Here is a 25983-nt window from a genome sequence, read left to right on the forward strand (position 1 = left end):
TTTTTGGGTGGGCTTATTGTAATATATATGCTTCCATATATTTCTGGAGTTCTTGGAGCTTTGACATTGTATGTCGTATTAAGAAAGTGGATGTTTAAACTCCTTAAAAAAGGATGGCGAGAAACTTGGGCTGCCATGCTGCTTATATTTGCGGCGTTTATTGGTATTTGTATTCCCTTGTCCGGTGCTGTTTTAATGCTTGGTTCCGAAATAGGAAATTTAGCGAATAAGTCTGAACAGGTTACAAGTGCCTTTAAGGAACAGGTTTTTCTTTTGGAAAAGCATATAGGTTATGATGTTTCCTCCGCTATTGACCCCAAACAAGCCTCCTCTTGGATAACCAATAACCTTTCAGGTTTTGCCAGTAGTACGGTTAATGTTTTTATTTCTTTGGGCGTTCTACTCTTCATTTTATATTTCATGCTCAAGAACTCCAATAACATAAAGGATTCCCTTATGGAATATATCCCTTTAAGCAAAAAGACATTGAGGATTTTAGGTGAGGAAATAGATCATGTAGTAAGCTCAAATGCCATTGCCATACCCTTGGTGGCCATAGCTCAAGGTATTATAGCACTAATTGGCTTTTTTATTTTTGGGATTGAAAACCCGTTATTTTGGTTTGTAATTGTTACCATAGGTTCCATGGTTCCATTCATAGGGACTTTCTTAGGCATATTTCCCGTATTCGTTCTCAGTATGGCCAATGGAAACGAATTTCAGGCATGGGGCATTCTTCTATATGGGCTAGTCGTAGTTGGTTCCACGGACAATCTCATTAGGTTGTTTCTACTACAAAAATTGGACAGTACGCACCCTATTATTACATTAATCGGTGTACTTGTGGGGATACCTCTTTTTGGTTTTGTGGGATTGATTTTTGGACCTTTGATCATCAATCTCTTCTTGGTCGTTATAAAAATTTATAAACGGCAATACGGGCTTCGCAAATCAAATGATGTAAAAAAGCTATAGTCAATAGCTATTACCTTTTTCCAAAAAATTTTGCAAGAACCAACTGTATATCCTCGGATATCTTTAATTTATATAAAATAAATATATAAATACCTCCTATCAGAAAGCTCTTTAAGGCAATATTGAGCAAAGGATGAAAGGGAAATTCAACAAAATAGAATAATGCACTAAGAATGATGACCAAGACCAGGACCTTGAAAGTCTCATTTGTAAAAGGCTGTATACCAAATTTCGACTTCACATAATATAACTTCAAGGTATTGTATATAAAAAAGGCCGAAAAACTGGCTATGGCCGCACCATTTAATCCGTAAGCAGGTATAAGCCATACGTTAAAACAAATCGCCATTAAGGCCAATAGTACACCAAAGAATAAAATCGATTGATAATAGTTGGAATTGTATAATATGGAGTTATTATTTCCCAAAAGGGAATCATATACCTTCGCCAAGCCAATCCAAAAAACAATGGTAAAACCCTGGCTATAGTTCGATGGAAGTAGTTGATATAAATCCTTCAGGTTTAAAATAATTAGGACCAAAAGTAAAGCCGATATAATAAACAAGGTTAAGGAACTTTTTTGATATAGGGTCTTTAAGGATTTGAAATTACCTGTATTTATATATTCCGCGGTCATTGGGTATGTAATTTGATGCATGGCCCGTGCAGGTACCGCAATCACGGTAGCCATGAATCCGGCAACGGCGTAGTAAGCCACATTCTCAATGGGTAAGTAATTGTTCAGCATTACTTTGTCCACCTCCATAAGGACTATGGCCGTTGATCCACCAAGAATAATCAGTGCGCTATATTTTAGAATTTTAGTCCAATTGACCGGTAGTTCAAAAATGAATTTGGGAAATCGAAGCCGGTAGGCATATATCTTCATTAGAATGGTCCTTAACAAATAAAAGCCCACCAACGCATTTATGAAAAAGGGAACGTCTATAACCTTAACCCATAACAATATCAATAACACAGTCTGCCCTACCCTGCAGAAGATTTCTTTCAAAAAATTCCCGAATACCGACTTCATACCAATCCTTGCCCAAGCATAAAATACCTCAAAGTACGCCATGGCGATGCCTATAATAAAAATATGCCAAACATAATCCCTAACTACCGGATTTTCCCTCGACAAAAGATTTCCGATGGCCTCATTGGCGAAGTAACTCAATACGGCCAATGGAACTATAAAAATAAACGGCAAAAAAAGCATCATGGTCAGAAACTTATCCTGCTCCTCTTGCTTTGTAAAACCACTGTAAAACTTTACAAGACTATTAGGTACTCCAAAGGCTAAAATGGGCATTAGAATGCCGGAAACGGAAGTGATTACCTGAATAAGACCAAAGCTTTCAGGTTCCATAAAATTTGTAAACAAAAACAAATAATTAACGGCTCCAATAGCAAAACCAAAATAGGTGACTATGGTATTATTCAAAGATTGTTTAAGTACGATTCCCATTAAATGTATTCTGCTAATTGCCTGGTAAGTTCCTTTCTACTATATTTTTCAATATGTTGGGACGATATGGTCAAAGATTGGTCCTCATAGGATTCAAACCAATTTAAAATTACATTTTTAAGTTCGGAATTTGCCGTATAATCAAAGACCTTACCCGATTTCGTTTCCGTAATCATCTCAGCAACTTCCCATCCAGATGGGCCAATTCCCAAAATAGGCCTATTGGCCCACAGATACTCAAAATACTTTCCCGGAATGATTCCAAGAGTCTCTTCGGAGTCAATTTCCACCAAAAGTAATATTTGGGATTTTAACTGATATTCCACGGCTTGATCATGAGGTAAATATCCGATGACATTTACATGTTTTTCAAGTCCATATTCTTGTATCGAATTAAGAATGTTTTCCCCAAGGACTCCCACAAAATTTAATTCTAAAGAGGACTTAAAATCAGGATTATCACGCACTAATTCCCCTAGTACCTTCCACAAATTAATCGGATTTCTATCCGCAAGCATGGAACCTATATGGGAAATGGTAAACTTTTTATCCAATTCAGCTGATGTACTTTCAGGTAAAGCGTATCCATTGGTGATTACTTTGATCGGCTTGGTAGTAATTTGTTCAAACTCCTGTTTAGTCGTCTTACTAGTGACCACAATTTTATCGGCACTATTTAAAACCCGATACTCCAAATCCTTGTGTTTTTTTTGGGCGTTGGAAGATAACTTTAATTTTTTGTGATACCCTATCGAGGTCCAGGGATCCCTAAAATCCGCAATCCATTGAAGATGATGTTGTTCCTTTAGTTTTAAGCCGATTAAATGCAGACTATGTGGCGGTCCGGTGGTGATTATAGTCCCTATGTCATGCTCCTTAAGTACACGGCCAAGGAAACGAACCGATGGTCTTACCCAAAATTTACGCGCATCCGGTATAAAGAGGTTTCCCCTTACCCAGAGCATTAGTCGTTCCAATACGGATTGGTTTTTTGGAGTTATCACCCCTGAACTTATTCGTTTGGTCTTCTTGCCAGACAAAAGGGAAGAAAGCCCATAAGGTTCAAAAATAGGTTGTTTATAACATTTAATATCCTTGGGAATCTCATCCATCAATGAATCATCGATTAAAGGATAATGTGGATTCTCGGGAATATAAACTATAGGGGCAACATCAAAATCAGGTAAATACTTTACAAATTTTAGCCACCGTTGTACTCCAGGGCCACCAGCGGGCGGCCAGTAATACGTAATGACCAGAACTTTTTTCATTAGGATTCCTCCTTTCTTCGTTTCCAAAAAGAGTATCCTATACCACCTAGTAGCACTAAACCAAGCAGAATAGTACTTGCCAAAGTAATCTGACTTCCTTTTGCAACTACTTGGGGTTCAAATTTAAATTCTACGGTATGATTACCCTCAGGAATTCGCATGGCCCTTAGTACATAATCTACCTTAAAATGGTCCGTTGGTTTCCCATCTATATAGGCGTTCCAGCCATTGGGGTAATACATTTCACTAAATACGGCAATCCCAGCATTAGGATTGTTGGACCTATAGGTAAGGTGATTGGGCTCATAGTCCGTTAGTGTAATCGTAGCCGTGGAATCTACCTGATAATCCAACCTATTTACATTCTCTACTTTGCTTGCATTGAATACCGCAGTAGTCTTGGTATCAAGGCTATCCAACGCTATGATTTCCTCATCCGCTGAGTTTACACTTTTTAATTGTGAAACAAACCAAGCATTACCATTTGCATTGGGATTTTGAATTGGAAAAATGTTTCCTTCCTGATCTTGCCTAATGACATACTTTACATTAAGCATATTGAAAACGGAAAGATTACCCTTGTAAATATGGAACTCAAAAAGATCTTGCATGCCTGCGGGCTTGGCGGCATGGTATCCCGTTATGCTATTATGAAAGTAAGCCGTCTTTGCAGAGTCAAAACCATCAGTTTGGTCAAAAACCCGGTAAACACCTTCATCTTCCATAATTTGTTTGTCCGCGGCCGATGCCTGAAACGGCTCCAACATCCTTCTTTTGGCAACGAAATTATCGGCATTCACATACCTAAGATTCACACCGACCAAATCAAAAACCACCAGTAGCCCAATACCCAAGACCACTAAATTTTCCTTGAGTTTTCCTTTTAGGTAAAACCAAAGCAATCCAAGTGTTAGTATCACATAAATTAAAGAGCGTAAAAGGTCATTGGTATATACTGCCTTGCGGTCCAATTTTAGCATCTCCGGCAACTCCTCAAGTCCGGTCATTCGTAACCTGTTATCCGTTGGACCTACAAAATCGAACATCCCTTTTGACAAAAACAGCACAATTCCCAAACCGAGCATTACGCCTCCTGCGTACTTTAAGGATTTCAATTTATCGTCTTGGCTAACTTTGCCCGAAAAGACCTTTTTCAAGGCCAAAATGGCTAGAATAGGGACGCAGAGCTCCAAAATTATCTGTATGGAAGAAACAGCCCTGAATTTGTCGTACAAGGGAAAATAATCAATCATAAAATTGGTGGGGCCACTGAAATTTTTCCCCCATGATAAAATGAGTGATAACAAAACTCCGAATAACAACCACCATTTGTGTTTGCCCTTCACCAAAAATAAACCGAGTACAAATAGAAAAAATAGGATAGCCCCAATATAGGCAGGACCAGAAGTACCCGGCTGCTGCCCCCAATATAACGGAAGTCCACTAACAAAATCCAAAGCGCTGGACCTTGGCAACCCCTTATCTATTAAATATTTAAAAGATTTAGAATCCTCCCCAAGATTTTCTTGGCTAGCCCCGCCGAACAATCTGGGTACGAAAAGATTTAGGGATTCTGCAACCCCATAGCTCCACTGGGTAATATATTCCTTACTGAGTCCTCCGGTACTTTCTTTTGGCGAACCATCTGGATTAATGGTGAGCTCGCTTTTGCCCCTTGTACTCCAATCTGCATATTCCTTCGTAGCCAATAAGCTGGTAGCATTTGCGCATATTCCCAAAACCACGGCACAAATTAAAATACCAACAGAAATAAAATAATGCCTTAATTCCTTCCTTTTAATGGCATCCACCAAATAGACTATGCCCAAAACCAACACCAACAACATAAAGTAATAGGTCATCTGGTAGTGGTTGGCCACTATTTCCAGGGCCATTCCCAAAGCGGCGACCAAAAATCCGTACAGATACTTTTTTCTAAATACAAGTACGATACCCGCCAATAGAATGGGCAAATACCCAAGTGCATGTGCCTTGGCGTTATGTCCTGCTCCAATTATTATAATCAGGTAAGTTGAAAAACCAAAGGCAAGTGCTCCTACTATAGCCAATCTGTAATCTACTTTTAGACAACAGAGAAGAATATAAAAACCGATAAAATAAAGAAATAAATAATCTGCGGGTCTGGGTAAAAACCGAATAAGCCTATCCAAATCCTTAATGTAATTGTGAGGATAATTTGCACCTAACTGATACGTAGGCATTCCACCAAAAGCACTATTGGTCCAGTAAGGTTCCGTTTCAGTTTTTTTTCTGAAATCATTCTGTTCCTTGGCCATGCCCGTATATTGGGCTATATCATTCTGAAAAATTACTTTTCCCTGAAGTACCGGGTGAAAGTATGCCAGAGCGACGATTATAAAGAATACGGTTACAAAAAAATGGGTGAAAAAGAATTTTAGACCTTTCTTCATGTTCCGGTGGTTGGTTAGACAAAGATAGCTAGTCTAGTTCTTCAAAATCTATATATTCCCCAACTTTTTCGGATTTGCTCTTCTTTGCGGTCGATTTTTTATTGATAATAACATCACCTACCTGTTCATCCCGCTTATCGGATTCCTGATTAAAACCCTCAAAAGTCTTTCTGATATGGGACTCTGTTTTCTTGGCTGCGTAATTCAATATTTGGGGTGCGAACATTCTTACCAGAATCTTTAGCAAATAATACACCAAAAGAATTACCAATATTGCCTTTAAAAATGCCATTTATTTAGATTGTTATATATCAAAAATACAATTATCACGTTGTATTACTAGATTCAAAGTATTAAAATAATTATAAAGTCGTTTCCATGGGCAAACCCTTTAGTACCAAAAGAATCCTATTTCAAATTTTAGTTGGGTCTATCGTTCACTTTAGTGCCGTTGCACAATATACGGATGTCATTAATTCCAATAGACCGGGACTTTCCGTTAGCGCCTATGCAGTGGGCAAAAACGTGGTACAGGCAGAAATGGGCCTATTTTATGAGCAAAGCGACCATACGCTGCTTAATACACAATCCGATCTTTGGGGAACAAATTTTTCTCTTCGTTATGGGCTACTTTTTGAGCAATTGGAACTAAACTATGAAGGCACCTTCCAAGATCAAGATATTATCTATAATAACTTCGACCTAAAAGCGAAAAGAAGGGATTTCTCCAGAAATAGGCTCGGATTAAAGTTCTTGGTATATGACCCATATAAAAATCCGGAACGGAATAAACCAAATCTTTATAGCTGGCGTGCCAACCACAAATTTCAATTTAAAAATCTGCTTCCGGCCATATCTATTTACGCCGGCGCCAATTTTGTATTAGGAGACAATCCCTACTATCCTGGAGAACCTACCATTTCACCAAGAGCCATGATTGCAACTCAAAGTAGATTGACCCCAAGAATGGTCATGATTACCAATACGGCCTACGATAGAATTGGTACGGATGACCCTGAGTTGAGTTATTTAATATCTTTTTCCCATGCCTTTAGAAACCCTAAATGGAGCGCATTCATGGAGCACCAAGGTATACAGAGCGATAGATATTCCGATTTATTGTTACGAGGAGGAGTCGCCTATTTGATCAATGAACGCGTTCAGGTAGACCTTGGACTTGGGGCAAGCTTCAAAAATACACCTTCCCGAGTGTTTGTTAGTGCTGGAGGATCCTACCGGTTCGATTTTCATAAGGACAAGCTAATCCCAATAGACGACCAGAACCCTATAGGTTCCGGGGGACCTATCAAGAAAAACTCCATGAAAAAGGAAAAACGGAAAAATAAAAAGTCAAGGGGAAATGGCGCTGAAGATATTGATTTAGGTCCGTCCAAAAAACAATTGAGAAAACTCAAAAAGGCCCAAAAGAAAAACAACAGGGACGATAGCGAAATAGATTTTTAATCAATCCCGATACTACACCAATTTAACTTGACCTTTCTTTCAGGTATTGATTAATATTCCTAATATTGATGCTTCTAATATTCATCAATGATAACAATCAAAGAGGTTTCAAGCAAAGAAGATTTGAGAAAGTTTGTAACCTTTCCCTTTTCACTTTACAAGGATTCGCCATATTGGGTTCCGCCCATTATCAAAGATGAACTGGACACGTTTAACAAGGATAAAAACCCCATATTCAAAGATGCAGAAGCTTGGTATTTTCTTGCTTACGATGGTGATAAAATAGTAGGTAGGATAGCCGCGATAATTAATAATTTAGAGGTAAACCACCAGAAAGTGAAAAAAATGAGGTTTGGTTGGTTTGATTTTATTGATAACACGGAGGTATCCAAACTTCTTCTTGATAAGGTAGCAGAAATAGGTTCTCGCAATGGTCTGGAATATATGGAAGGGCCAGTAGGGTTTTCCAACCTGGATAAGGTGGGGGTGCTTGTGGAAGGCTTTGATCATATAGGCTCCATGATAACTTGGTACAATTATCCTTACTATGAAAGCCATTACAAAAATCTTGGGTTTGTAAAGGAAAAGGAATACATGGAAAATAAATTTCCTGCCAGTAATGCTGACCCTGCCCTCTTCACAAAATTGAATGATCTCGTCAAAAAAAGATATGGTTTAACTGAAATGAACTTTAGCACTAGCAAGGAGGTAATGCCCTATGCCGATGAAATGTTCGATCTTTTCAATGAAACCTATTCCAAACTTTCGTCGTTTGTGCCCATTACGGAAAAACAAAAAGCGTATTTCAAGAAAAAGTACATCAGTTTTATTAATCCGGAGTATATAAAATTCATTAGGGACAAAAATGAAAAATTAATTGCCTTTGCTATAGTTATGCCCTCCTACTCCAAGGCTTTACAAAAGGCGAATGGTAAATTGCTCCCTTTTGGTATTTTTCATTTACTAAGAGCAAAGAAAAACAGCAAAGACGTAACTTTCTATCTTATTGGAATTCATCCAGATTACCAAAATAAAGGAGTTACAGCGGTAATATTCAACGAGTACTATAAAACCTTTAAAGAAAAAGGTATTGAAATGTGTTACAGAACGCCAGAATTGGAAGAGAATATTGCCATCAAACAAATGTGGAAACATTTTGATCCGGTTATTTACAAAAGGAGAAGAACCTTTAGAAAAAGTCTTTAAAAAAAGCCCTTACTTTTAAAGTAAGGGCTTTTTAACTAATTAATTTTTATTAATGTTACTCTCCCATGGCTGCTGCCACCGCTGCGGAAAGTCGTTTATACGTACCATTTTTAAGCCTATCCCTGATTGCTGAAAAAGCATCCAAAGTTTCTGCAATGTCCTCCATTGTATGTGTGGCGGTAGGTATCAATCTCAAAAGTATAAGTCCTTTTGGGATTACAGGGTACACCACAATAGAACAGAAAATACCATAATTCTCTCGCAAATCCTTAACCAAGGCCATGGCCTCTGGAATGCTTCCATTGAGATAAACTGGGGTTACACAACTTGTAGTGGTCCCAATATCAAAACCTCTTTCCTTTAACCCGTTCTGTAATGCATTGACGTTTTCCCATAGCTTGGCCTTTAATTCAGGCATGGTCCGTAACATATCCAAACGTTTCAAAGCCCCCTTAACATATACCATAGGAAGGGATTTTGCAAACATTTGGGAGCGTAGATTATATTTTAAATAATCTATAATTTCTTGATCCGCCGCAACAAAGGCTCCAATACCTGCCATTGATTTTGCGAAGGTGGCCAAATAAACATCGATATCTTCTTGTACACCTTGCTCCTCACCGGCACCGGCACCCGTTTTACCCAACGTTCCAAAACCATGGGCATCATCAACAAGCAGTCTAAAATTGTATTTCTTCTTTAGGGCCACTATCTCTTTCAAAATACCTTGTTCCCCCCGCATACCGAACACACCTTCAGAAATAACTAAAATACCTCCTCCAGTCTGATCTGCCATTTTGGTGGCCCGTTCCAAATTCTTTTCAAGGCTTTCTACATTATTGTGCGTAAAAGTGAACCTTTTACCCATATGCAATCTAACACCATCAATAATACATGCATGGCAATCCACATCATACACGATGATGTCATCCTTGGTGACCAATGCATCGATAACCGACATGAATCCTTGATAGCCAAAATTCAATAGGTAGGAAGCTTCTTTTTGCGCGAATGCGGCCAACTCCTTTTCCAATTGTTCATGAAAATCCGTATGTCCACTCATCATTCGAGCACCCATAGGATAAGCGGCTCCGTGTTCCGCTGCGGCTTCCCCATCAACTTTTTTAATTTCCGGCAAGTTCGCAAGACCTAAGTAATCATTAATACTCCAAGTAATTACATCCTTTCCCTGAAATTTCATTCTATTGGAAATAGGTCCTTCCAATTTTGGAAACACAAAATATCCCTCTGCCTGTGACGCCCATTTTCCCAAAGGACCCTTGTTCTCTATGATTCTTTCAAATAAGTCTCTCATTGCCTAAATTTGGTTCTGCCTGCAAAAGTAAAAATTTTTGGACAGCATTCATAAATATTTTATTAATGGAAAAAGCGGGCTTTGGGCCCGCTTTTTCTAAAATGATATAGTTTATTATCATTTAATATATTGTATCTCCTGTTTTTCCTCGACTTGATTTGCCTCAAAAAATCCTTGGTCTTCCATCCATTGATCGCTATATATTTTACTCATATATCTTGATCCATGATCTGGAAATATGACCACAACTTTGCTGTCCTTATCAAATACCTCCATAGCATCCAACTGTTTCAAAGCTTGCATTGCCGCCCCGCTGGTATAACCAACGAACATACCTTCGGTTTTGGAAATCTCCCTCGCTGTATGCGCACTTTCCGCATCCGAAACCTTTATAAATTCGTCTATAATTTCAAAATCGGTTGCCGTGGGAATTAAATTTTTACCCAATCCCTCAATTCTGTAAGGATAAATTTCATTGGTATCCAATGTACCCGTTTCATGATATTTCTTGAGTACAGAACCGTATGCATCAACACCTATCACCTTAATATTAGGATTTTGTTCCTTTAAAAAACGGGCCGTTCCAGATATTGTTCCTCCAGTGCCGCTGCAGGCCACAAGATGTGTAATTTGTCCAGATGTTTGTTCCCATATTTCAGGACCGGTAGACCGGTAATGGGCCTCCATATTCAATTCATTAAAATATTGATTGATATAGATGGAATTTTTTGTTTCATCGTGCAAACGTTTTGCTACCTGATAGTAGGACCTGGGATCATCTGCGCTTACATGTGCCGGACAAACATAGACTTCTGCACCCATTGAACGAAGCATGTCTATTTTATCTGCAGAAGATTTTGAACTGACCGCTAAAATACACTTGTATCCTTTAATGATACTTACCATGGCTATACTAAATCCTGTATTACCAGAGGTAGTCTCAATAATGGTGCTTCCTTCCTTTAAAAGACCTTTTCTTTCGGCCTCCTCTATGATATGGATTGCAATACGATCTTTGGATGAGTGTCCTGGATTAAACGCCTCGACTTTGGCATAAAAGTCACCTGTTAGATTTTCGGTAATTCGATTAAGTTTTACCAGCGGTGTTTTCCCAATTAATTCTAAGATATTGTTGTAAGCCTTTATCTTATTTTCCATAAGGGGGATAAGTTTTATTTATTTTTAGCAAATCAAGGATTTGTTAAAATTTGCTACAAAATTACTATTTTTTTTCTACAGTACTATTTTTCCTTCCAAATCTAACAAAAATGCGTATTCCTTTGCTGCCTCACGCAATGCCTCAAACCTACCTGAAGCACCGCCATGTCCTGCTTCCATATTAATGTCAAAAAATAAAAAAGTATCATTTTTTTTCAACTCCCTAAGCTTGGACACCCATTTGGCCGGTTCAAAATATTGTACCTGGGAGTCATGTAGACCGGTTGTTACCAACAAATTGGGATAATCCTGTGCTTTTACATTGTCATAAGGAGAATAGGATTTCATATAATTATAATATTCCAATTCATTGGGATTTCCCCATTCGTCGTATTCCCCTGTAGTCAATGGTATGGAATCATCTAGCATAGTGGTAACGACATCGACAAAAGGAACCGAGGCAATTACCCCGTTATAGAGTAGCGGTTCCAAATTTATTACCACACCCATTAAGAGTCCGCCTGCGGAGCCTCCCATGGCATATAGGTGTTTTGAACTACTTATTTTCTGTGCTATTAAATACTTGGAACAGTCAACAAAATCTGTAAACGTGTTCATTTTTTTAAGAAGCTTTCCTTCCTCATACCATTTTCTACCTAAATATTCGCCTCCACGAATATGGGCAATGGCATAGACAAAACCCCGATCCAACAAACTCAATCTCACTGTGGAAAAATAAGGATCTATGGTATATCCGTAAGACCCATAGGCATACTGCAACAATGGTGTATTCTCGTTAAGGGCAGTATCTTTATGATGTACTAAAGAAATAGGAATCTTAGAACCGTCCCTGGCCGGAGCCCATAGTCGTTTTTCAATGTAGTTCTCCTTGTTAAAATTTCCACCTAGCACTTCTTGCTCTTTCATAACGGTCTCCTCCCTTGTGGCCATATTGAAGTCGATTACAGAACTGGGGGTGGTGAGGGAATTGTAGCTGTATCTAAGGATTTCCGTATCGAAATCCCGATTATTGCCTACATGGGCCGTATAGGTTTCACTTTCAAATGGAAGGTAATAGGCATCAGAACCGTCCCATCTAATAATCCTGATTTGGTTAAGGCCATTTTCACGTTCAGAAAGCACATAGTATTCCTTAAAAATATCCACATCCTCTAGCAATACATCCTCCCTGTGCCCAATAAATTCCTTCCAATGTTCAAAATAGGTGTTTTGCTCCCCTACCTTCATTAATTTAAAATTTGTAGCTCCATCCTTATTGGTTAAGACGTAAAAGGAATCCCTGTAATGGTAAATGGAATATTCTACCCCCCTTTGTCGTGGTGAAAACACTTTAAATCCCTCGTCCGGTCTTTCCAAGGATAGAATCTGAAATTCTGAAGTTAAGGTACTGTGGGAGCCTATTACAACATATTTTTTTGATTTAGTCTTATATACGAAGGTGCTAAAAGTGTCGTCCTTTTCATGAAAAACCAGTTCGTCATCAGATTCTGGAGTTCCTAGAATATGCTTGTAAATTTTGTCAGAGCGTAAGGTTACAGTATCCTTTTTGGTATAGTAAAACGTTTTATTGTCGTTGGCCCAAACTCCCCCGCCAGTGGTATTCAAAATTGTATCGGCATATATTTCACCTGTTTTCAAATTCTTTACCCGCAATGTATATTCTCTTCTGGAAACCGTATCTACCCCAAAAATGGCCAATGAATTATCTGGACTGACAGCAATACCGCCCATACTGAAGTAATCATGACCTTCGGCCATTTCGTTACCATTAAACATGATTTCCTCTTCGGATTCCAAAGATTCCCTAAAACGGCTGTACACCGGATACTCTTTTCCAACCTCGTACCTGGTCTTGTACCAATACCCGTTAAGCGTATAGGGAACGGATTCATCATCCTCTTTAATCCTTGACTTCATTTCCTTAAACAATTCTTCCTGGAGGGCTTTTGTATGCGATGTCATTTCATTGTAATAGTCATTCTCACTATTCAAATAAGCTATGACCTCAGGATTTTCCCTATCATTAAGCCAATAATAATTGTCAATTCTTACATCATTATGAACAATCAGTTCCTTGGGCACTTTCTTTGTTACGGGTGCTTTCTTTTTTATCATTTGGTGTACTTTTCAATTTGAAAGGTAGCTGCAAAAATAGAACTTATTATTAGGAGCATCCTGATATTACCCCATGGAATTCCTGCGCATGGAGTTTGTAAACATTTTACTATTTTTACAAGGTATATTAAAATCAAACATTGACTATGTTCGGAGATATGATGGGAATGATGGGTAAACTAAAGGAGACCCAGAAAAAAGTTGAAGAGACCAAGAAAAGAATGGATACCGTTCTCATAGACGAAAAGTCTACAGATGGTTCGGTTTCCGTAACCATTACGGCCAATAGAGAAATTAAAAAAATAGAGATTTCAGAGGAATTGCTACAGGAAAAGGAACAATTGGAAGATTATCTTATTCTGACCCTAAACAAGGCTATTAAAAGGGCCACTAGTGTCAATGAGACCGAACTAGCGGCTGTAGCCAAGGAAGGTATGCCGAATATTCCTGGGATGGATTCACTATTCAAATAATCCTCAAACCTTTATTAAATCCATTAGGGCAAATTTCTTATCTTTAAGAGAAAGAAATTTTATGATAGAGGTTAAAAAGAAAGGTGACAGCAATTTTCAATTTGTTGTGAAGTCCCCATCCGGAAGAGTACTTTTGGAAAGTATTCCCTTTGCGGACAATTCATCCTTGGAAGCGACCCTCAAAGACCTCAAAAACGAAAGCGTGCTTACCAAGCGTTTTGAACGTAAGACGAATTTCGATGGTCAATTTCTTTTCAATCTAAAAAATGACAAAGGTACCATTGTGGGAAGCAGCGGACTTTACAATTCCGAACCCGGTATGGAAAACGGAATCAAAAACCTAAAGGAAATTTTGGTCAAATAAGGATTCTACAATTGGTTTATAGACGTTTCAAGGTTTTCAAAAAATAATTGTGCATTTCATCTGTATAATCCATGTGGGTAACCATTCGTAGTTTACCCTGCCCCATACTGATGATATGGATGTCTTTTTCAGCCAATTTCGAATTAAAATTTTCACTGGACATAAAATCCTCATCAATTTCAAAAATGATGATATTGGTCTCAATGGGCTCCACTTTCTTTATGAAGTTTAAAGAGGCCAATTCTGTTCCAATTTCAGCGGCTTTTTTATGGTCTTCCGCCAATCGTGTAATATGATTGTCCAATGCATAAATGCCAGCAGCCGCCAAAAATCCGGATTGACGCATACCTCCTCCAAAAATTTTCCGAATCCGAAGTGCATCATTAATATTTTCCTTGCTTCCCAAAAGCACGGAGCCAACGGGGCATCCCAAGCCTTTGCTCAAACAAACACTAATAGTTTCAAAAAGAGCCCCGTATTGTTTCGGACCCTCTTTTTTAGCCACTAAGGCGTTCCATAATCGGGCTCCGTCCAAATGATAATGAAGACCGTGTTTTTCGCAAACTGCCTTTATTTTTTTTAATTCCTCAATATCCCAACAGGCACCACCGCCTTTATTGGTCGTATTTTCAATGCACACCAGAGAGGTTAAGGGACTATGATAAAAGTCGGGAGGATTTATGGCGTCCTCTACCTGCTTAGACGTAACCATTCCTCTCTGACCATCCAGTAAGCGACAAGAAACACCGCTATTAAAGCTAACCCCTCCACCTTCGTAATTAAAGACATGGGCGTATTTATCGCATATTAACTGTTCCCCTGGCTGTGTATGCAGTTTGATTGCCGTTTGGTTAGTCATTGTGCCGCTAGGGAAAAAAAGTGCTGCTTCCATACCGAACATCTTAGCCACTTTTTCTTCCAAAGCGTTTACGGAAGGGTCGTTTTTAAACACATCATCACCTACCTCCGCCGTCATCATGGCATTGAGCATTCCTGCAGTCGGCTTGGTGACCGTATCGCTTATCAGGTTTATTTTCATACTTGTCTTTGAACCCATTAATGAAAACAGTCCATTCCAATAGGTGAACCATCTGGAAGTTTTGGGGAAGGAACTACTTTGAACGTTTCAGGATGCTCGTAAAATTCATCGATTCTACGTTTTATTTCCGCTTTTATCGCTTCATTACCCATTCCCATTCCATTCAATTTTTTAAGCTGCATATTGGCCACTGCATTCACCTGTGGATGCACTTCATCGCTCGCTGCTAAATTCATCAGGTGAAAAAGCACCCTAAAATTGACGTTCTGTTGTGCTTCGTTTATATAGGCATCCTTATGGCTCTTTCCAAAGGTGTTTGCTACCACATCCTCCAAGACCTCTTCCAATCCTAAATTATTTGGATCCAATGCCTTTTGTTGGATCAACCTTGAAGCCCTTTCCGGATGTAACAATAAGCCTAGGGTCATATCGGCTGCCGTTTCCGGGGCGGAGAGTGCATCAAAGGACACGCCGGTCTTACCATTAAAGGATTCCCTTGTTCGCCCAAAACCTATGGCCCTAGGTGGAAACAACGTTAACTTGTCCTTGGGGATAATAATCTCCTCTGCATCCAATGTCTTCAAAATTGCTGTTAAGGTTTTTTCCTGGGTTTTCTTATCGATAGGGGCAACAGTAAGTTGTCCGTCTCCTTTAACCGTGTAATTATAGTCCAAACCACCGATAATCTTGGTGGCAGCTTCGGTTTGATATCTATGGAAAAAATAGAGCGGAACAAATACATCCTCCAAAATGGAGTTTGCTTCGTTAGTACGAATGTTATCTATGGAGAAGTTTTTTATGGCCGTCTCCCTTACCTTTAGCATATCCAATAGTTCCTCGCTTATATTATTGCCGTTGTCCCATAAATGTCCATAGTGATGGGCTCCACCTTGTGGTCTTGCGTCCTGATCGGATATATAGCGCAAACCTTCCGAGGTCGCCTTCTCCAATATTTCATTCAAAGCATCCCTTTCATTGGTGCCTTCGGGAAAATCACTATAGGCATAGGCAACGATTACCTTGTCCCACTCCCCTATTCCAGTGTCATAGGCATCGGAAAAATCGATTTCTCCATTCTTAACGGAAAACTGGGGATGCGGATAGTCCATTACGGAAGCCCTGTTATTGGTACTGGCCGCAAAGTTGTGGGAAAATCCCAAGGTATGGCCAATTTCATGGGCGGACAACTGACGGATTCTGGCCAAGGCCAAATCCAACATGGGCTGATAATTGTCGTCCCTATCAGCGAAAGGTTTGTTCATGAGCGCCTGAGCAATCAAGAAATCCTGGCGGATCCGTAAACTTCCCAAACTCACATGCCCTTTAATAATTTCTCCCGTTCTAGGGTCGGCTACGCTAGAACCATAGCTCCATCCCCTTGTAGATCTATGTACCCATTGTATTACATTATAACGTACATCCAAAGGGTCAGCATCGTCAGGTAGCATTTTAACTTGAAAGGCATTTTTATAACCACTGGCCTCGAAGGCCTGGTTCCACCATCTACCACCATCCAATAGAGCACTTCTAATAGGTTCTGGCGTACCATTGTCCAAATAATAAATTATAGGTTCTACGGCTTCACTAACTTCAGCTTCGGGGTTTTTCTTTTCCAACCGATGGCGTGGTATAAATCTTTTTACCAAAGATTCTTCCACTGGGGTTGCATAATCATAATAGGCAAATGGATATGCCCCTGAACGTGGATCAAATTCACGTTTTTCAAATCCGTCATCGGGAAGTTCCACAAAAGAATGATGCTGTGCCACGGTTACCAATCCTGGATTTGGGGCAACACTACGTATATAAGCCCCTTTGGGAGTACCCTTGAACGTTAAGGTCACATCAAATTCAATGTTCTTGGGAAAAGCCTTGGTTCGGTCCATGGCTATGGCACTTTTATCCTTGTCCAAGCTGTAATTTCCTTGATCCATTCTTTGCAGCCTTTCTATAACCCCGTGTGTGTCCTGCATCAGGAATCCGGTAATATCTATTATATAGGTTCCGTTCTTCTCTTCCTCTATGGGAAATCCATATAAAATAGATTTTGCAAAAGCCTGTTCTACGGATTTTTTTTCCAAGGTATTCTCAGTCAAGGCCCTAAATTTTAAATTAGGTTGTACCAACATCAGCTTATTACCTGCTTTTCTAAAGAAAACCACCTGTTCATTTCCAAGCTGCCCCCTATCCAAACCAATATCATTGCTGCCAATACCACTGCTCAATGAAGAGACGTAGAGAAATTCCTTTTCCAGTTCAGGGACTTCCAAATAGATTTTATCCGTTTTGGAATCGTAATAATAATCGAATAGTCCTTCGAACTTTTGGTAGTCCTTTTTTTTCTCGGAAAACTGCCCGTAAACTTGAGAAAGACAAAATGTGGTTAGTAATAACCAATACTGGAATATATTTTTCATTTTCTAAAATTAGTTTGGAGTTAAAAATATATAATTTACGATTAATAACTCAACTACCCATCCCATTAATTGCGAATCATATTTTAGACAAAATAGGCTCTTAATTTTTATTGAAAATCCAATAATGACATCTCATTAATGTTAAAATAACACTGAGATTCTCTTTAATTTTTTCTACCTTTTAAGAAAACAAATTCATATGTCCAAGATTGAGAATCAAATTTTTTCATCCTACCAAAGAAACCCGGATTTGTACGATGAAATATATGATAAGGAAGGAAACATAAAGGATGTATATCAAAAGCTTTTTGACATATATGGAGGTCATTCCATCCAAGACTACATCAATCTAAACTCAAAGGCGAAGGCATCCTTTTTCAACCAGGGAATTACCTTTCAGGTCTATGGGGAAGACAATGTTCAGGAAAAGATTTTTCCTTTTGACCTCTTTCCACGAATTATAGACACGGAGGAATGGGAAATTATTGAAAAAGGCTCTATTCAAAGAGCTAAAGCCCTAAACCTATTCCTATGGGATATTTACCATGACAAAAAAATACTTAAGGACAATATAGTTCCTCTAGAGCTAATCACTTCATCTGCGAATTATTTGGATCAGATGAACGGGGTAAATCCTTCTGGAGGTATATATAATCATATTTCCGGGACGGATATTATAAAGCACAAAGACGGCAAATACTATGTTTTGGAGGACAATATAAGGTGCCCATCCGGTGTGAGTTATGTAATATGTAATAGAACAGCTTTAAAAAGAGCCCTCTTTGGGGTCTTTAACCATTACCAAACCCATACGGTAACCGACTACGCCGAAAATCTTTTGGAGCAACTGGAATCTGTTAAACCAAAAGGAGTGGATATTCCCAATTGCGTGGTAATCACCCCCGGCATGTATAATTCCGCCTTTTATGAACATTCCTACTTGGCCAAAACTATGGGGGTCGAGTTGGTTGAAGGCAGGGATCTCTTTGTGGAGAACGATTTTGTTTACATGAAAACCATTAAGGGTCCCGAAAAAGTTGATGTGATTTATCGCAGAATCGATGATGCCTTTTTAGACCCTCTGGAATTTAGACCCGATTCGGCGTTGGGCGTTCCAGGCCTTTTCTCAGCCTACAAAAAAGGAAACGTTACCTTGGCGAATGCACCGGGAACCGGGGTAGCCGATGATAAGGCCGTGTATACGTATATGCCTGAAATAATAAAGTATTATCTTAACGAAGAACCCATTTTAAACAACGTACATACATACCATTGCAGTAGACCAGATGAACTGGAGTATGTATTGGAAAACATTCCAGAGCTGGTCATTAAACCCGTTGACGAAGCCGGGGGATACGGAATTTCCATAGGTAATAGACTATCAGAGAAAGAAATTGAAGAGGTAAGAAAACAGGTCAAGGAAAATCCCAGGAAATATGTTGCCCAACCTATAATGTCACTATCCGTTCATCCTACTTACATAGACGATACCGAGTCTTTTGAACAACGCCATGTAGACCTTAGAACCTTCACCATTTTGGGTAAAGACAAAGAATTTGTTCTTAAAGGTGGTCTTACCAGGGTGGCCCTTAGAAAAGGAAATTTAATAGTAAATTCCTCCCAAGGAGGTGGATCTAAAGACACTTGGGTCTTAAAAAAACAATAAATACATGCTAGCAAGAGTAGCCAACAATCTTTTTTGGATGGGACGTTATATTGAACGTTCCGAACATATTGCGCGTTATATGAACGTCAACTATTTTTCCTCTCTGGATGCACCCAACCACATTTCACAGGACAGACAATTTGTACTTAAGTCCATGCTCTTTATGGTTGGGGAAACAACAAAAAACACAGATGATTTTTTAAAGGAAGAGGAGGTTCTTTACAAAATAGGTGTGGATCCAGAATTCCCCTCTTCCATATTGAACAATGTTAGATATGCCAGGGAGAACGCGAACAGTGCAAGAGACTTGATTTCAACCGAATTGTACGAATCCATCAATAAATTTTATCATTTTGTACTCAACTATCCCAAAGAAATTTTTGTAAAAAGTGGACTTCATGATTTTACTACCAATGTTACGGAGATGAGTGCAATACTCCGGGGAAAGATACGTGGTACCTTATTACATGATTCCGTTTATGCCATAATTATGATGGGTGTAAACATAGAAAGGGCCACTCAAATCACCAGGATCATCAATTCCAAATACAAAGATGCCCTTATGGCCCAAGGCAGCTATGAGGACGCATTTACAAAAAGTTTTGAGTGGACCACACTCTTAAAATGTGCCGAATCATATGACATGATGAGAAGATATTACAAAAAAACCCCTACCAGTATTTCTACCTTGGAATTTTTGATTCTCAACCCCAACTGTCCTAGATCTGTGATGAACGCCCTGAATCAATTCTACAAACATGTGAAAATCCTGAATCCGGAAAGAAGATATAATAAGGAATCCACTGCTTTTCTTATTGGCCGGGTACGAGCAGAATATGAATTTAAATATATAGAGGAAATTGAGCAGGACATCAAATCCTTCATCGGGAATATCCTTGGAAGTCTCGATGAAATAAGCAATAAGGTAGACGAAGAGTTTTTTAACTATTAGTATGACCAAATAGCATACTTTTGCTTCCAAGATGTCAAAAGAATATACGGTTACCTATAGGTCAGAGAATGTTTATGAAGAATGGGTAGACGATGCCTATTGGCAGTTTTTAATACTCCCCTTGGAGAACAGTACCCAGGAACTGGTGGAAAAGGATTTCTCAAATTCCATACATGCCATAAATCAATACTCTATAAATGGTTTCGGCTTTAACAGTATAAAGGTCCATCCCAAAAAAAGGTTTAAGGAAATATCCTTTGAAGCGACATTTAAGGTTTTAAAGTTAGAAAGTGAAGAGATAAAAGAATTTTCTAAAACCGAAATAAAAAAATCCATTGAAGAAATCAACACTCTGGAGTTTAAAATAAATTTTGAAAGATTTCTAAAATCTACCCGTTTGACTCTTTTACCAAAATTGGAAACTCCATTATTTCAATTTAATACCAATACTTCGTTACTTGAAAACCTTAAACTTTTAAATAATTGGATACATGGATTCTTAAAGTATAATGCGGGAGTCACCGACATTACTACAACCCTCGACAAAGTTTTGTCCCAAAAATCTGGAGTTTGCCAGGATTTTGCGCATCTGTTTTGCTCCGTTTGCAGAAAAAATGGTATCCCTGCAAGATATGTTTCCGGTTATCTCAATCATGAAAACGGGTACCTGGGAGATTCCCAAATGCATGCTTGGACGGAAGCCTATCTCCCTAACTACGGATGGCTAGGCTTTGATCCCACCAACAATATACTGGCAAACGCCAATCACATAAAAGTAAGTCATGGCAAAGATTATAATGATTGTTCTCCCTTAAAAGGAGTGGTGTACTCCCATGGAAATCACAAAACCGGCCATTCCGTTGTAGTAAAGAGTAATCAACAACAGATACAACAATAATCCATTTAGACTTATTCCATTTTGGAAAAAAAGAATATTACTTTTACCAAAAATTATCAAATATGATAGTAACTACAGACCATTACAAAGGTCTTATTGATCGCCTTGGTGCGTTAAGGAGGTATCTTTGACATTGATGCCAAACTTATTGAAATAGAAAACGAACAGGAGAAAACCTTGGCTCCAGACTTTTGGGACAATCCCCAAGAGGCACAGGCACATATGAAATTTATCCAATCCAAAAAACAATGGGTGGATGATTTCAACGAGGCCAAAACGATGGTAAACGATCTAGAAGTACTGATCGAGTTTCTTCAAGAAGGGGAAGTGTCCGAAGAGGAGGTTGAAAGCCAATATGACAAGGCCGTTAACGCTTTGGAAAAAATGGAGTTCAAGAATATGCTATCCGAAGAGGGCGATGAACTCCCTGCCGTGCTTCAGATTACAGCGGGTGCCGGAGGTACGGAAAGTTGTGACTGGGCCGCAATGCTCATGAGAATGTACATGATGTGGGCGGAGAAAAACAAGTACAAGGTTAAGGAACTCAACTTTCAGGAAGGTGATGTGGCGGGAATAAAAACGGTTACCTTGGAAATTGACGGAGAATATGCATTCGGATGGTTGAAGGGTGAAAATGGCGTTCATAGATTGGTGCGCATTTCTCCTTTTGATAGTAATGCCAAAAGGCATACCTCCTTTGTCTCCGTTTATGTCTATCCTTTGGTAGACGATAGTATTGAGGTAGAGGTAAACCCTGCTGACATTACCATTACCACGGCAAGATCCAGTGGTGCGGGGGGACAGAATGTAAATAAGGTGGAAACCAAGGTACAGCTGGTCCACCATCCTACTGGCATTCAAATTTCTTGTTCAGATTCCAGAAGTCAGCATGACAATAGGGCAACCGCTATGAAGATGTTGAAATCACAACTTTATGAAATAGAGCTGCGTAAAAAAATGGAAGCCCGACAAGAAATTGAATCCTCTAAAATGAAAATTGAATGGGGCTCACAGATTAGAAATTATGTGATGCATCCATACAAGTTGGTCAAAGATGTAAGGACTGCCGAAGAAACAGGTAATGTAGATGCCGTAATGGACGGAGAAATAGATGCTTTTCTAAAAGCCTATTTAATGATGATGGGACAAAAAGAAGAAGAATAATCAGCAAATAAACCAAAAATGATTACCATATACCACAATCCTAGATGTAGAAAATCAAGGGAAGGCCTCCAAATTTTGGAAAATTCTGGCAAGGAGTTTGAAGTACGGAAATATCTAGAGGATGTTCCAACAATAGAAGAACTTCGTCAAATACTTAAGTATTTAAACATTCCAGCGGAAAAACTGGTAAGAAAAAACGAGTCCATCTGGAAAGAGGAATATAAAAACAAAGAACTTTCGGAAGAAGAAATTATCAATGCCATGCTGCTTCATCCAAAACTAATTGAAAGACCGATAGTTATAAAAGATAACGAAGCCGTTATTGGTAGACCTCCAGAAAACATTGAGCAACTCATATCCTAAATTAATCCTAATGGATGGTCCAATCATTAACAAATAATTAACCAAAGCCGTTTAAACCTAAGTCCAATTTTACAATCTAATACTATGAAAAGTACTATAAAATTGAATCGTTTCAGCGTATTTCTAATGACCCTTTTTCTTTTTGCCGGGACCGAAGCCTTTAGCCAATATGGCTATGGATATGGCGGTTACGGATATGGAAGGGGGTACGGATATGGCCGTCAAAGAAGTGCCATACCACAAGTACAGGAAACACCAAAGGAAGAAGAACCTAAAACTGCTGAAGAGTTGGTGGATGGTGAGATGCCCTCCATTACCGAAGCATTGCAACTCAACGAATTTGAAACTGCAATACTAAGTTCAATATTGAAAAAGTACGTTCAAGAAAGAATCGAGGCCCAGATTTTAAAACTTCCGCCAGAAAAAATGCGTGAAGTATATGAAAATATAACACTTAGGCAAGACGAAGAACTAAAGTCGAGTCTTCCTTTGGAAAAATACGAAGCCTTTGTAGAACTCCAAAAAAATGGGGTAGCCAAGACTTTAAAGAAGAACAAAAAAGAAAAAAAGAAAAAAAAGAAGAACAAAAACTAAACCTATGAGAAAACTTTTCCCGTTACTCCTACTTTTATTTACTTTACAACCCATTTTAAGTCAAAGACCAGAAGGAGGACCAGGGAACGGTTCAGCCCCTGTAACAATCTCGGGTATCGTATTGGACCAAGAGACCAATCAACCCTTGGAATATGCCACTTTAGTTCTTCAAAGCATAGATAATCCAGATAAAGTAACTGGTGGAATAACAGATATTGATGGTAAATTTTCAGTTGAAACCGCCCCTGGAAAATATAATGCTCGTATAGAATACATCTCCTATAAAACGAAACAATTACCCAACCAGACATTCACAAAATCCACCGACTTAGGAACAATAAAATTGGCCTTGGACGTAGCCCAACTAAACGAAGTGGACGTTGTTGGTGAACGTACGACCGTAGAAGTAAGACTCGATAAAAAAATCTATAATATAGGAAAAGATCTCACCATAAGCGGAGCCACGGTAAGCGATGCACTAAACAATGTACCATCGGTAAATGTGGATGTCGATGGGGCCATTAGCCTTAGAGGTAATGAAAATGTTAGAATACTCATCAACGGAAAACCTTCTGCCCTAGCAGGGTTTGGTTCCACGGATGCCCTTAGACAATTGCCAGCAGATGCCATTGAAAAAGTAGAGGTGATTACAAGTCCTTCCGCCAGATATGATGCCGAGGGTACTGCGGGTATTCTAAACATCATTTTAAAGCGTGAAAAAACACTTGGTTTTAATGGTTCAGTAAACGTTTATGCCGGTCATCCCACCAATGCAGGTGCTACGGTCAATGCCAATTTGAGAACGGATAAATTTAATTTCTTTACTACCGTTGGCTATAGAAAAAGGACAGGCCCAGGAAATGCCTTTTTTGATAATAATTATTTTTCAAGAACCTCAACGGATGATGGAGGAAACACAATTATAACAGAACCTGAATTTTCAAGAATAATTGAGGATAGGGATTATGAAAGGAACAATGAGGGCTACAACCTAAATTTAGGTGCAGAATATTTCTTCAACGAAACCTCATCGGTGACCGGTACTTTTTTTAAGCGTATTTCGGATGGTACGGACATTACGAACATTGTTTCCGAGCGTTATAAAAGTACATTGGACAATGAAACCTTTAGGAAGGAAGTTGAAAACGAAGATGACAAAAACTGGCAATTCTCATTGAATTATCAAAACAAATTCGATAATGAAGGTGAGGAACTTACTGGTGCCTTTCAATATTCAGAAGGAGACGAAGACCAATTCACACTTTATGATGAGAGTATTACCATACCTACTAACGATTTAATCTCTAGGCAGAACCTTAATGAGACCCAAAAGCAAAACGACATTCTGCTACAGGTGGATTATGTACTGCCCATTGGCGAAGATTCCCAGTTTGAGATAGGATACCGAGGAAATTTTGAGGAAGAAACAAACACCTACAGCGTAGAAGATTTTGAAATTACATCGGGGGTCTTTGTTCCTAATATTGATTTATCCAATGATTTCACTTTTTATCAAGATGTTAATGCCTTTTACACTCAATATGGTAGTAAATTGGGTAAAAAGTTCTCTTTTTTGACAGGGCTTCGGTTAGAAAACACAAGGTTAACAGGTATTCTTAATTCGGAAAGTGACTTTCTTCAGGAATTTGCCGGTGAGATAGACCTTAATTTCAAGAAAAATTATTTGGGTCTCTTTCCTACCGCAAACTTAACATATGAAATTGCGGAACGTGAAAATATCACCTTAGGTTATAACCGACGGATTAACAGACCCAGAGGTTGGTTCTTAAACCCCTTTCCTTCCCTGACCAGTAGAACCAATGTTAACCAAGGAAATCCAGATTTGGACCCTGCTTATTCGAATACTTTTGATATTGGATATTTGAAGCGATGGGACAAGACCACACTTACGTCTTCCATCTACTATCAAAATGAAACAAATTCTTTTGAACGGGTACAGGAAAGCACGGGTTTATTTACATCTGACGGTATTGAAATCATAAGATCCATTCCATTTAATCTAGCTACCAACATTAGGATTGGTGCAGAAAGTAGCCTCATGTACAACCCCAACAGAAAAATGAGGTTTACCGGAAGTTTTAATATTTTCCAATTTAAATCGGAGGGTAGTTTTAATGGTCAGGAATTAGGAACTACAAATACTAGCTGGTTCGCTAGATTTAATTCCAAAATAACCCTGCCGGCAAAAATAGACTGGCAGACCAATTTCTTCTATATGGGACCAAGGGCCAACGCTCAGACCAAATCGAAGTCCATGTACGGTCTCAACCTTGCCTTTAGTAAAGATATCCTAAAAGATAACGGAACGATTTCATTAAATGTCCGTGACCTCTTCAACACATTTAAAAGAAGGTCGTATACGGAAACTCCCTTTTTCACTTCGGATAGTGAATTTCAATGGAGGGTGCGTCAAATTACCGTTTCTTTCATGTACCGTATCAACGAACAAAAGAAAAGAGGAAGACCTCAGAGAAATGATGACGAGGATGAGGAAGAAGGTTTCTAAAAAGATACCATCACAAATAAAAAAGGGGAAGCAAATGCTTCCCCTTTTTTTAGTCTATATATTTTAAGCTTGCCTAGCAGCCCTTTTCTTTTCTCGTCTTT

21 protein-coding genes are annotated in these 25983 nt (G+C 38.9%); 12 read left to right on the top strand and 9 right to left on the bottom strand.

All coding sequences use genetic code 11. From position 1 onward, the window contains the following. Positions 1-27 precede the first annotated feature (27 nt). Positions 28-975: an AI-2E family transporter gene (locus CJ263_RS00185; RefSeq protein WP_317044110.1), complete on the top strand. Its 948-nt coding sequence runs from the start codon at positions 28-30 to the stop codon at positions 973-975. Between the two features lie 10 nt (positions 976-985). On the opposite strand, the gene CJ263_RS00190 is transcribed toward CJ263_RS00185, so the two are convergent. Genes CJ263_RS00190 through CJ263_RS00205 form a run of 4 tightly spaced genes read right to left on the bottom strand, consistent with a single transcriptional unit; the run spans position 986 to position 6438 of the window. Beyond that, the gene (locus CJ263_RS00190) at positions 986-2443 is read right to left on the bottom strand and encodes a lipopolysaccharide biosynthesis protein (protein ID WP_094995409.1); all 1458 of its coding nucleotides are present in this window, start codon (positions 2441-2443) and stop codon (positions 986-988) included. Continuing rightward, the gene (locus CJ263_RS00195) at positions 2443-3741 is read right to left on the bottom strand and encodes a glycosyltransferase (RefSeq protein WP_317044111.1); all 1299 of its coding nucleotides are present in this window, start codon (positions 3739-3741) and stop codon (positions 2443-2445) included. Before CJ263_RS00195 ends, CJ263_RS00190 begins: the two co-directional genes overlap by 1 nt. After that, positions 3714-6146 carry a YfhO family protein gene (locus CJ263_RS00200; RefSeq protein WP_094995411.1) on the bottom strand — a complete coding sequence of 811 codons (2433 nt, stop codon included), beginning with the start codon at positions 6144-6146 and terminating at the stop codon, positions 3714-3716. Before CJ263_RS00200 ends, CJ263_RS00195 begins: the two co-directional genes overlap by 28 nt. A gap of 28 nt (positions 6147-6174) precedes the next feature. Further along, on the bottom strand, positions 6175-6438 hold the full coding sequence (locus CJ263_RS00205) for a DUF4834 family protein (protein ID WP_094995412.1): 264 nt from the start codon (positions 6436-6438) through the stop codon (positions 6175-6177). An 86-nt stretch (positions 6439-6524) separates the two neighbouring features. Between CJ263_RS00205 and CJ263_RS00210 the strand changes: the two genes are divergently transcribed. Together CJ263_RS00210 and CJ263_RS00215 are read left to right on the top strand one after the other, a co-directional pair. Further along, positions 6525-7610, top strand: a complete 1086-nt coding sequence (locus CJ263_RS00210; RefSeq protein ID WP_094995413.1) for a transporter — start codon at positions 6525-6527, stop codon at positions 7608-7610. 87 nt (positions 7611-7697) lie between these two features. After that, positions 7698-8816 (top strand): GTP cyclohydrolase, encoded by a 1119-nt coding sequence (locus CJ263_RS00215; protein ID WP_094995414.1) that lies wholly within the window; start codon positions 7698-7700, stop codon positions 8814-8816. Between the two features lie 55 nt (positions 8817-8871). Here CJ263_RS00215 and CJ263_RS00220 read toward each other — a convergent pair whose 3' ends face one another. The 3 genes from CJ263_RS00220 to CJ263_RS00230 form a co-directional block, all read right to left on the bottom strand. Next, entirely contained in the window at positions 8872-10131 is a 1260-nt protein-coding gene (locus CJ263_RS00220; RefSeq protein ID WP_094995415.1) for an aminotransferase class I/II-fold pyridoxal phosphate-dependent enzyme, read from the bottom strand. A gap of 117 nt (positions 10132-10248) precedes the next feature. Continuing rightward, the gene (locus tag CJ263_RS00225) at positions 10249-11289 is read right to left on the bottom strand and encodes a PLP-dependent cysteine synthase family protein (RefSeq protein ID WP_094995416.1); all 1041 of its coding nucleotides are present in this window, start codon (positions 11287-11289) and stop codon (positions 10249-10251) included. A 75-nt stretch (positions 11290-11364) separates the two neighbouring features. Then, the gene (locus CJ263_RS00230) at positions 11365-13425 is read right to left on the bottom strand and encodes a S9 family peptidase (protein ID WP_094995417.1); all 2061 of its coding nucleotides are present in this window, start codon (positions 13423-13425) and stop codon (positions 11365-11367) included. 146 nt (positions 13426-13571) lie between these two features. On the opposite strand from CJ263_RS00230, the gene CJ263_RS00235 reads away from it, so the two are divergent. Both CJ263_RS00235 and CJ263_RS00240 read left to right on the top strand, forming a co-directional pair. Beyond that, positions 13572-13898: a YbaB/EbfC family nucleoid-associated protein gene (locus CJ263_RS00235; protein WP_094995418.1), complete on the top strand. Its 327-nt coding sequence runs from the start codon at positions 13572-13574 to the stop codon at positions 13896-13898. 61 nt (positions 13899-13959) lie between these two features. Beyond that, a complete protein-coding gene (locus CJ263_RS00240; RefSeq protein WP_094995419.1) occupies positions 13960-14262 on the top strand; it encodes a YegP family protein in 303 nt (100 codons plus the stop codon). Positions 14263-14278: 16 nt separating this feature from the next. On the opposite strand, the gene CJ263_RS00245 is transcribed toward CJ263_RS00240, so the two are convergent. After that, positions 14279-15301: a threonine aldolase family protein gene (locus CJ263_RS00245; protein ID WP_094999035.1), complete on the bottom strand. Its 1023-nt coding sequence runs from the start codon at positions 15299-15301 to the stop codon at positions 14279-14281. Positions 15302-15318: 17 nt separating this feature from the next. After that, positions 15319-17718, bottom strand: coding sequence for a zinc-dependent metalloprotease (locus CJ263_RS00250; protein WP_094995420.1), 2400 nt, complete (start codon positions 17716-17718; stop codon positions 15319-15321). A gap of 199 nt (positions 17719-17917) precedes the next feature. Between CJ263_RS00250 and CJ263_RS00255 the strand changes: the two genes are divergently transcribed. From CJ263_RS00255 to CJ263_RS00285, 7 genes are all read left to right on the top strand, one after another. Next, entirely contained in the window at positions 17918-19384 is a 1467-nt protein-coding gene (locus CJ263_RS00255; protein ID WP_094995421.1) for a circularly permuted type 2 ATP-grasp protein, read from the top strand. A 4-nt stretch (positions 19385-19388) separates the two neighbouring features. Beyond that, the gene (locus tag CJ263_RS00260; RefSeq protein ID WP_094995422.1) at positions 19389-20336 is read left to right on the top strand and encodes an alpha-E domain-containing protein; all 948 of its coding nucleotides are present in this window, start codon (positions 19389-19391) and stop codon (positions 20334-20336) included. 31 nt (positions 20337-20367) lie between these two features. Then, positions 20368-21234: a transglutaminase-like domain-containing protein gene (locus CJ263_RS00265; RefSeq protein ID WP_094995423.1), complete on the top strand. Its 867-nt coding sequence runs from the start codon at positions 20368-20370 to the stop codon at positions 21232-21234. 65 nt (positions 21235-21299) lie between these two features. Then, a protein-coding gene (prfB, locus tag CJ263_RS00270) for a peptide chain release factor 2 (RefSeq protein WP_158657219.1) occupies positions 21300-22398 on the top strand; the annotation gives its coding sequence in 2 pieces (ribosomal slippage) (positions 21300-21362 and positions 21364-22398; 1098 coding nt in all). Positions 22399-22416: 18 nt separating this feature from the next. After that, entirely contained in the window at positions 22417-22761 is a 345-nt protein-coding gene (gene arsC / locus CJ263_RS00275) for an arsenate reductase (glutaredoxin) (protein WP_094995425.1), read from the top strand. A gap of 84 nt (positions 22762-22845) precedes the next feature. After that, positions 22846-23355 (top strand): hypothetical protein, encoded by a 510-nt coding sequence (locus tag CJ263_RS00280; RefSeq protein WP_094995426.1) that lies wholly within the window; start codon positions 22846-22848, stop codon positions 23353-23355. Between the two features lie 4 nt (positions 23356-23359). Next, complete coding sequence (locus tag CJ263_RS00285; RefSeq protein ID WP_094995427.1) at positions 23360-25882, top strand: outer membrane beta-barrel family protein; 2523 nt, start codon at positions 23360-23362, stop codon at positions 25880-25882. The last annotated feature ends 101 nt before the right edge of the window (positions 25883-25983 follow it).

The organism is Maribacter cobaltidurans (assembly GCF_002269385.1).
Taxonomy (GTDB): domain Bacteria; phylum Bacteroidota; class Bacteroidia; order Flavobacteriales; family Flavobacteriaceae; genus Maribacter; species Maribacter cobaltidurans.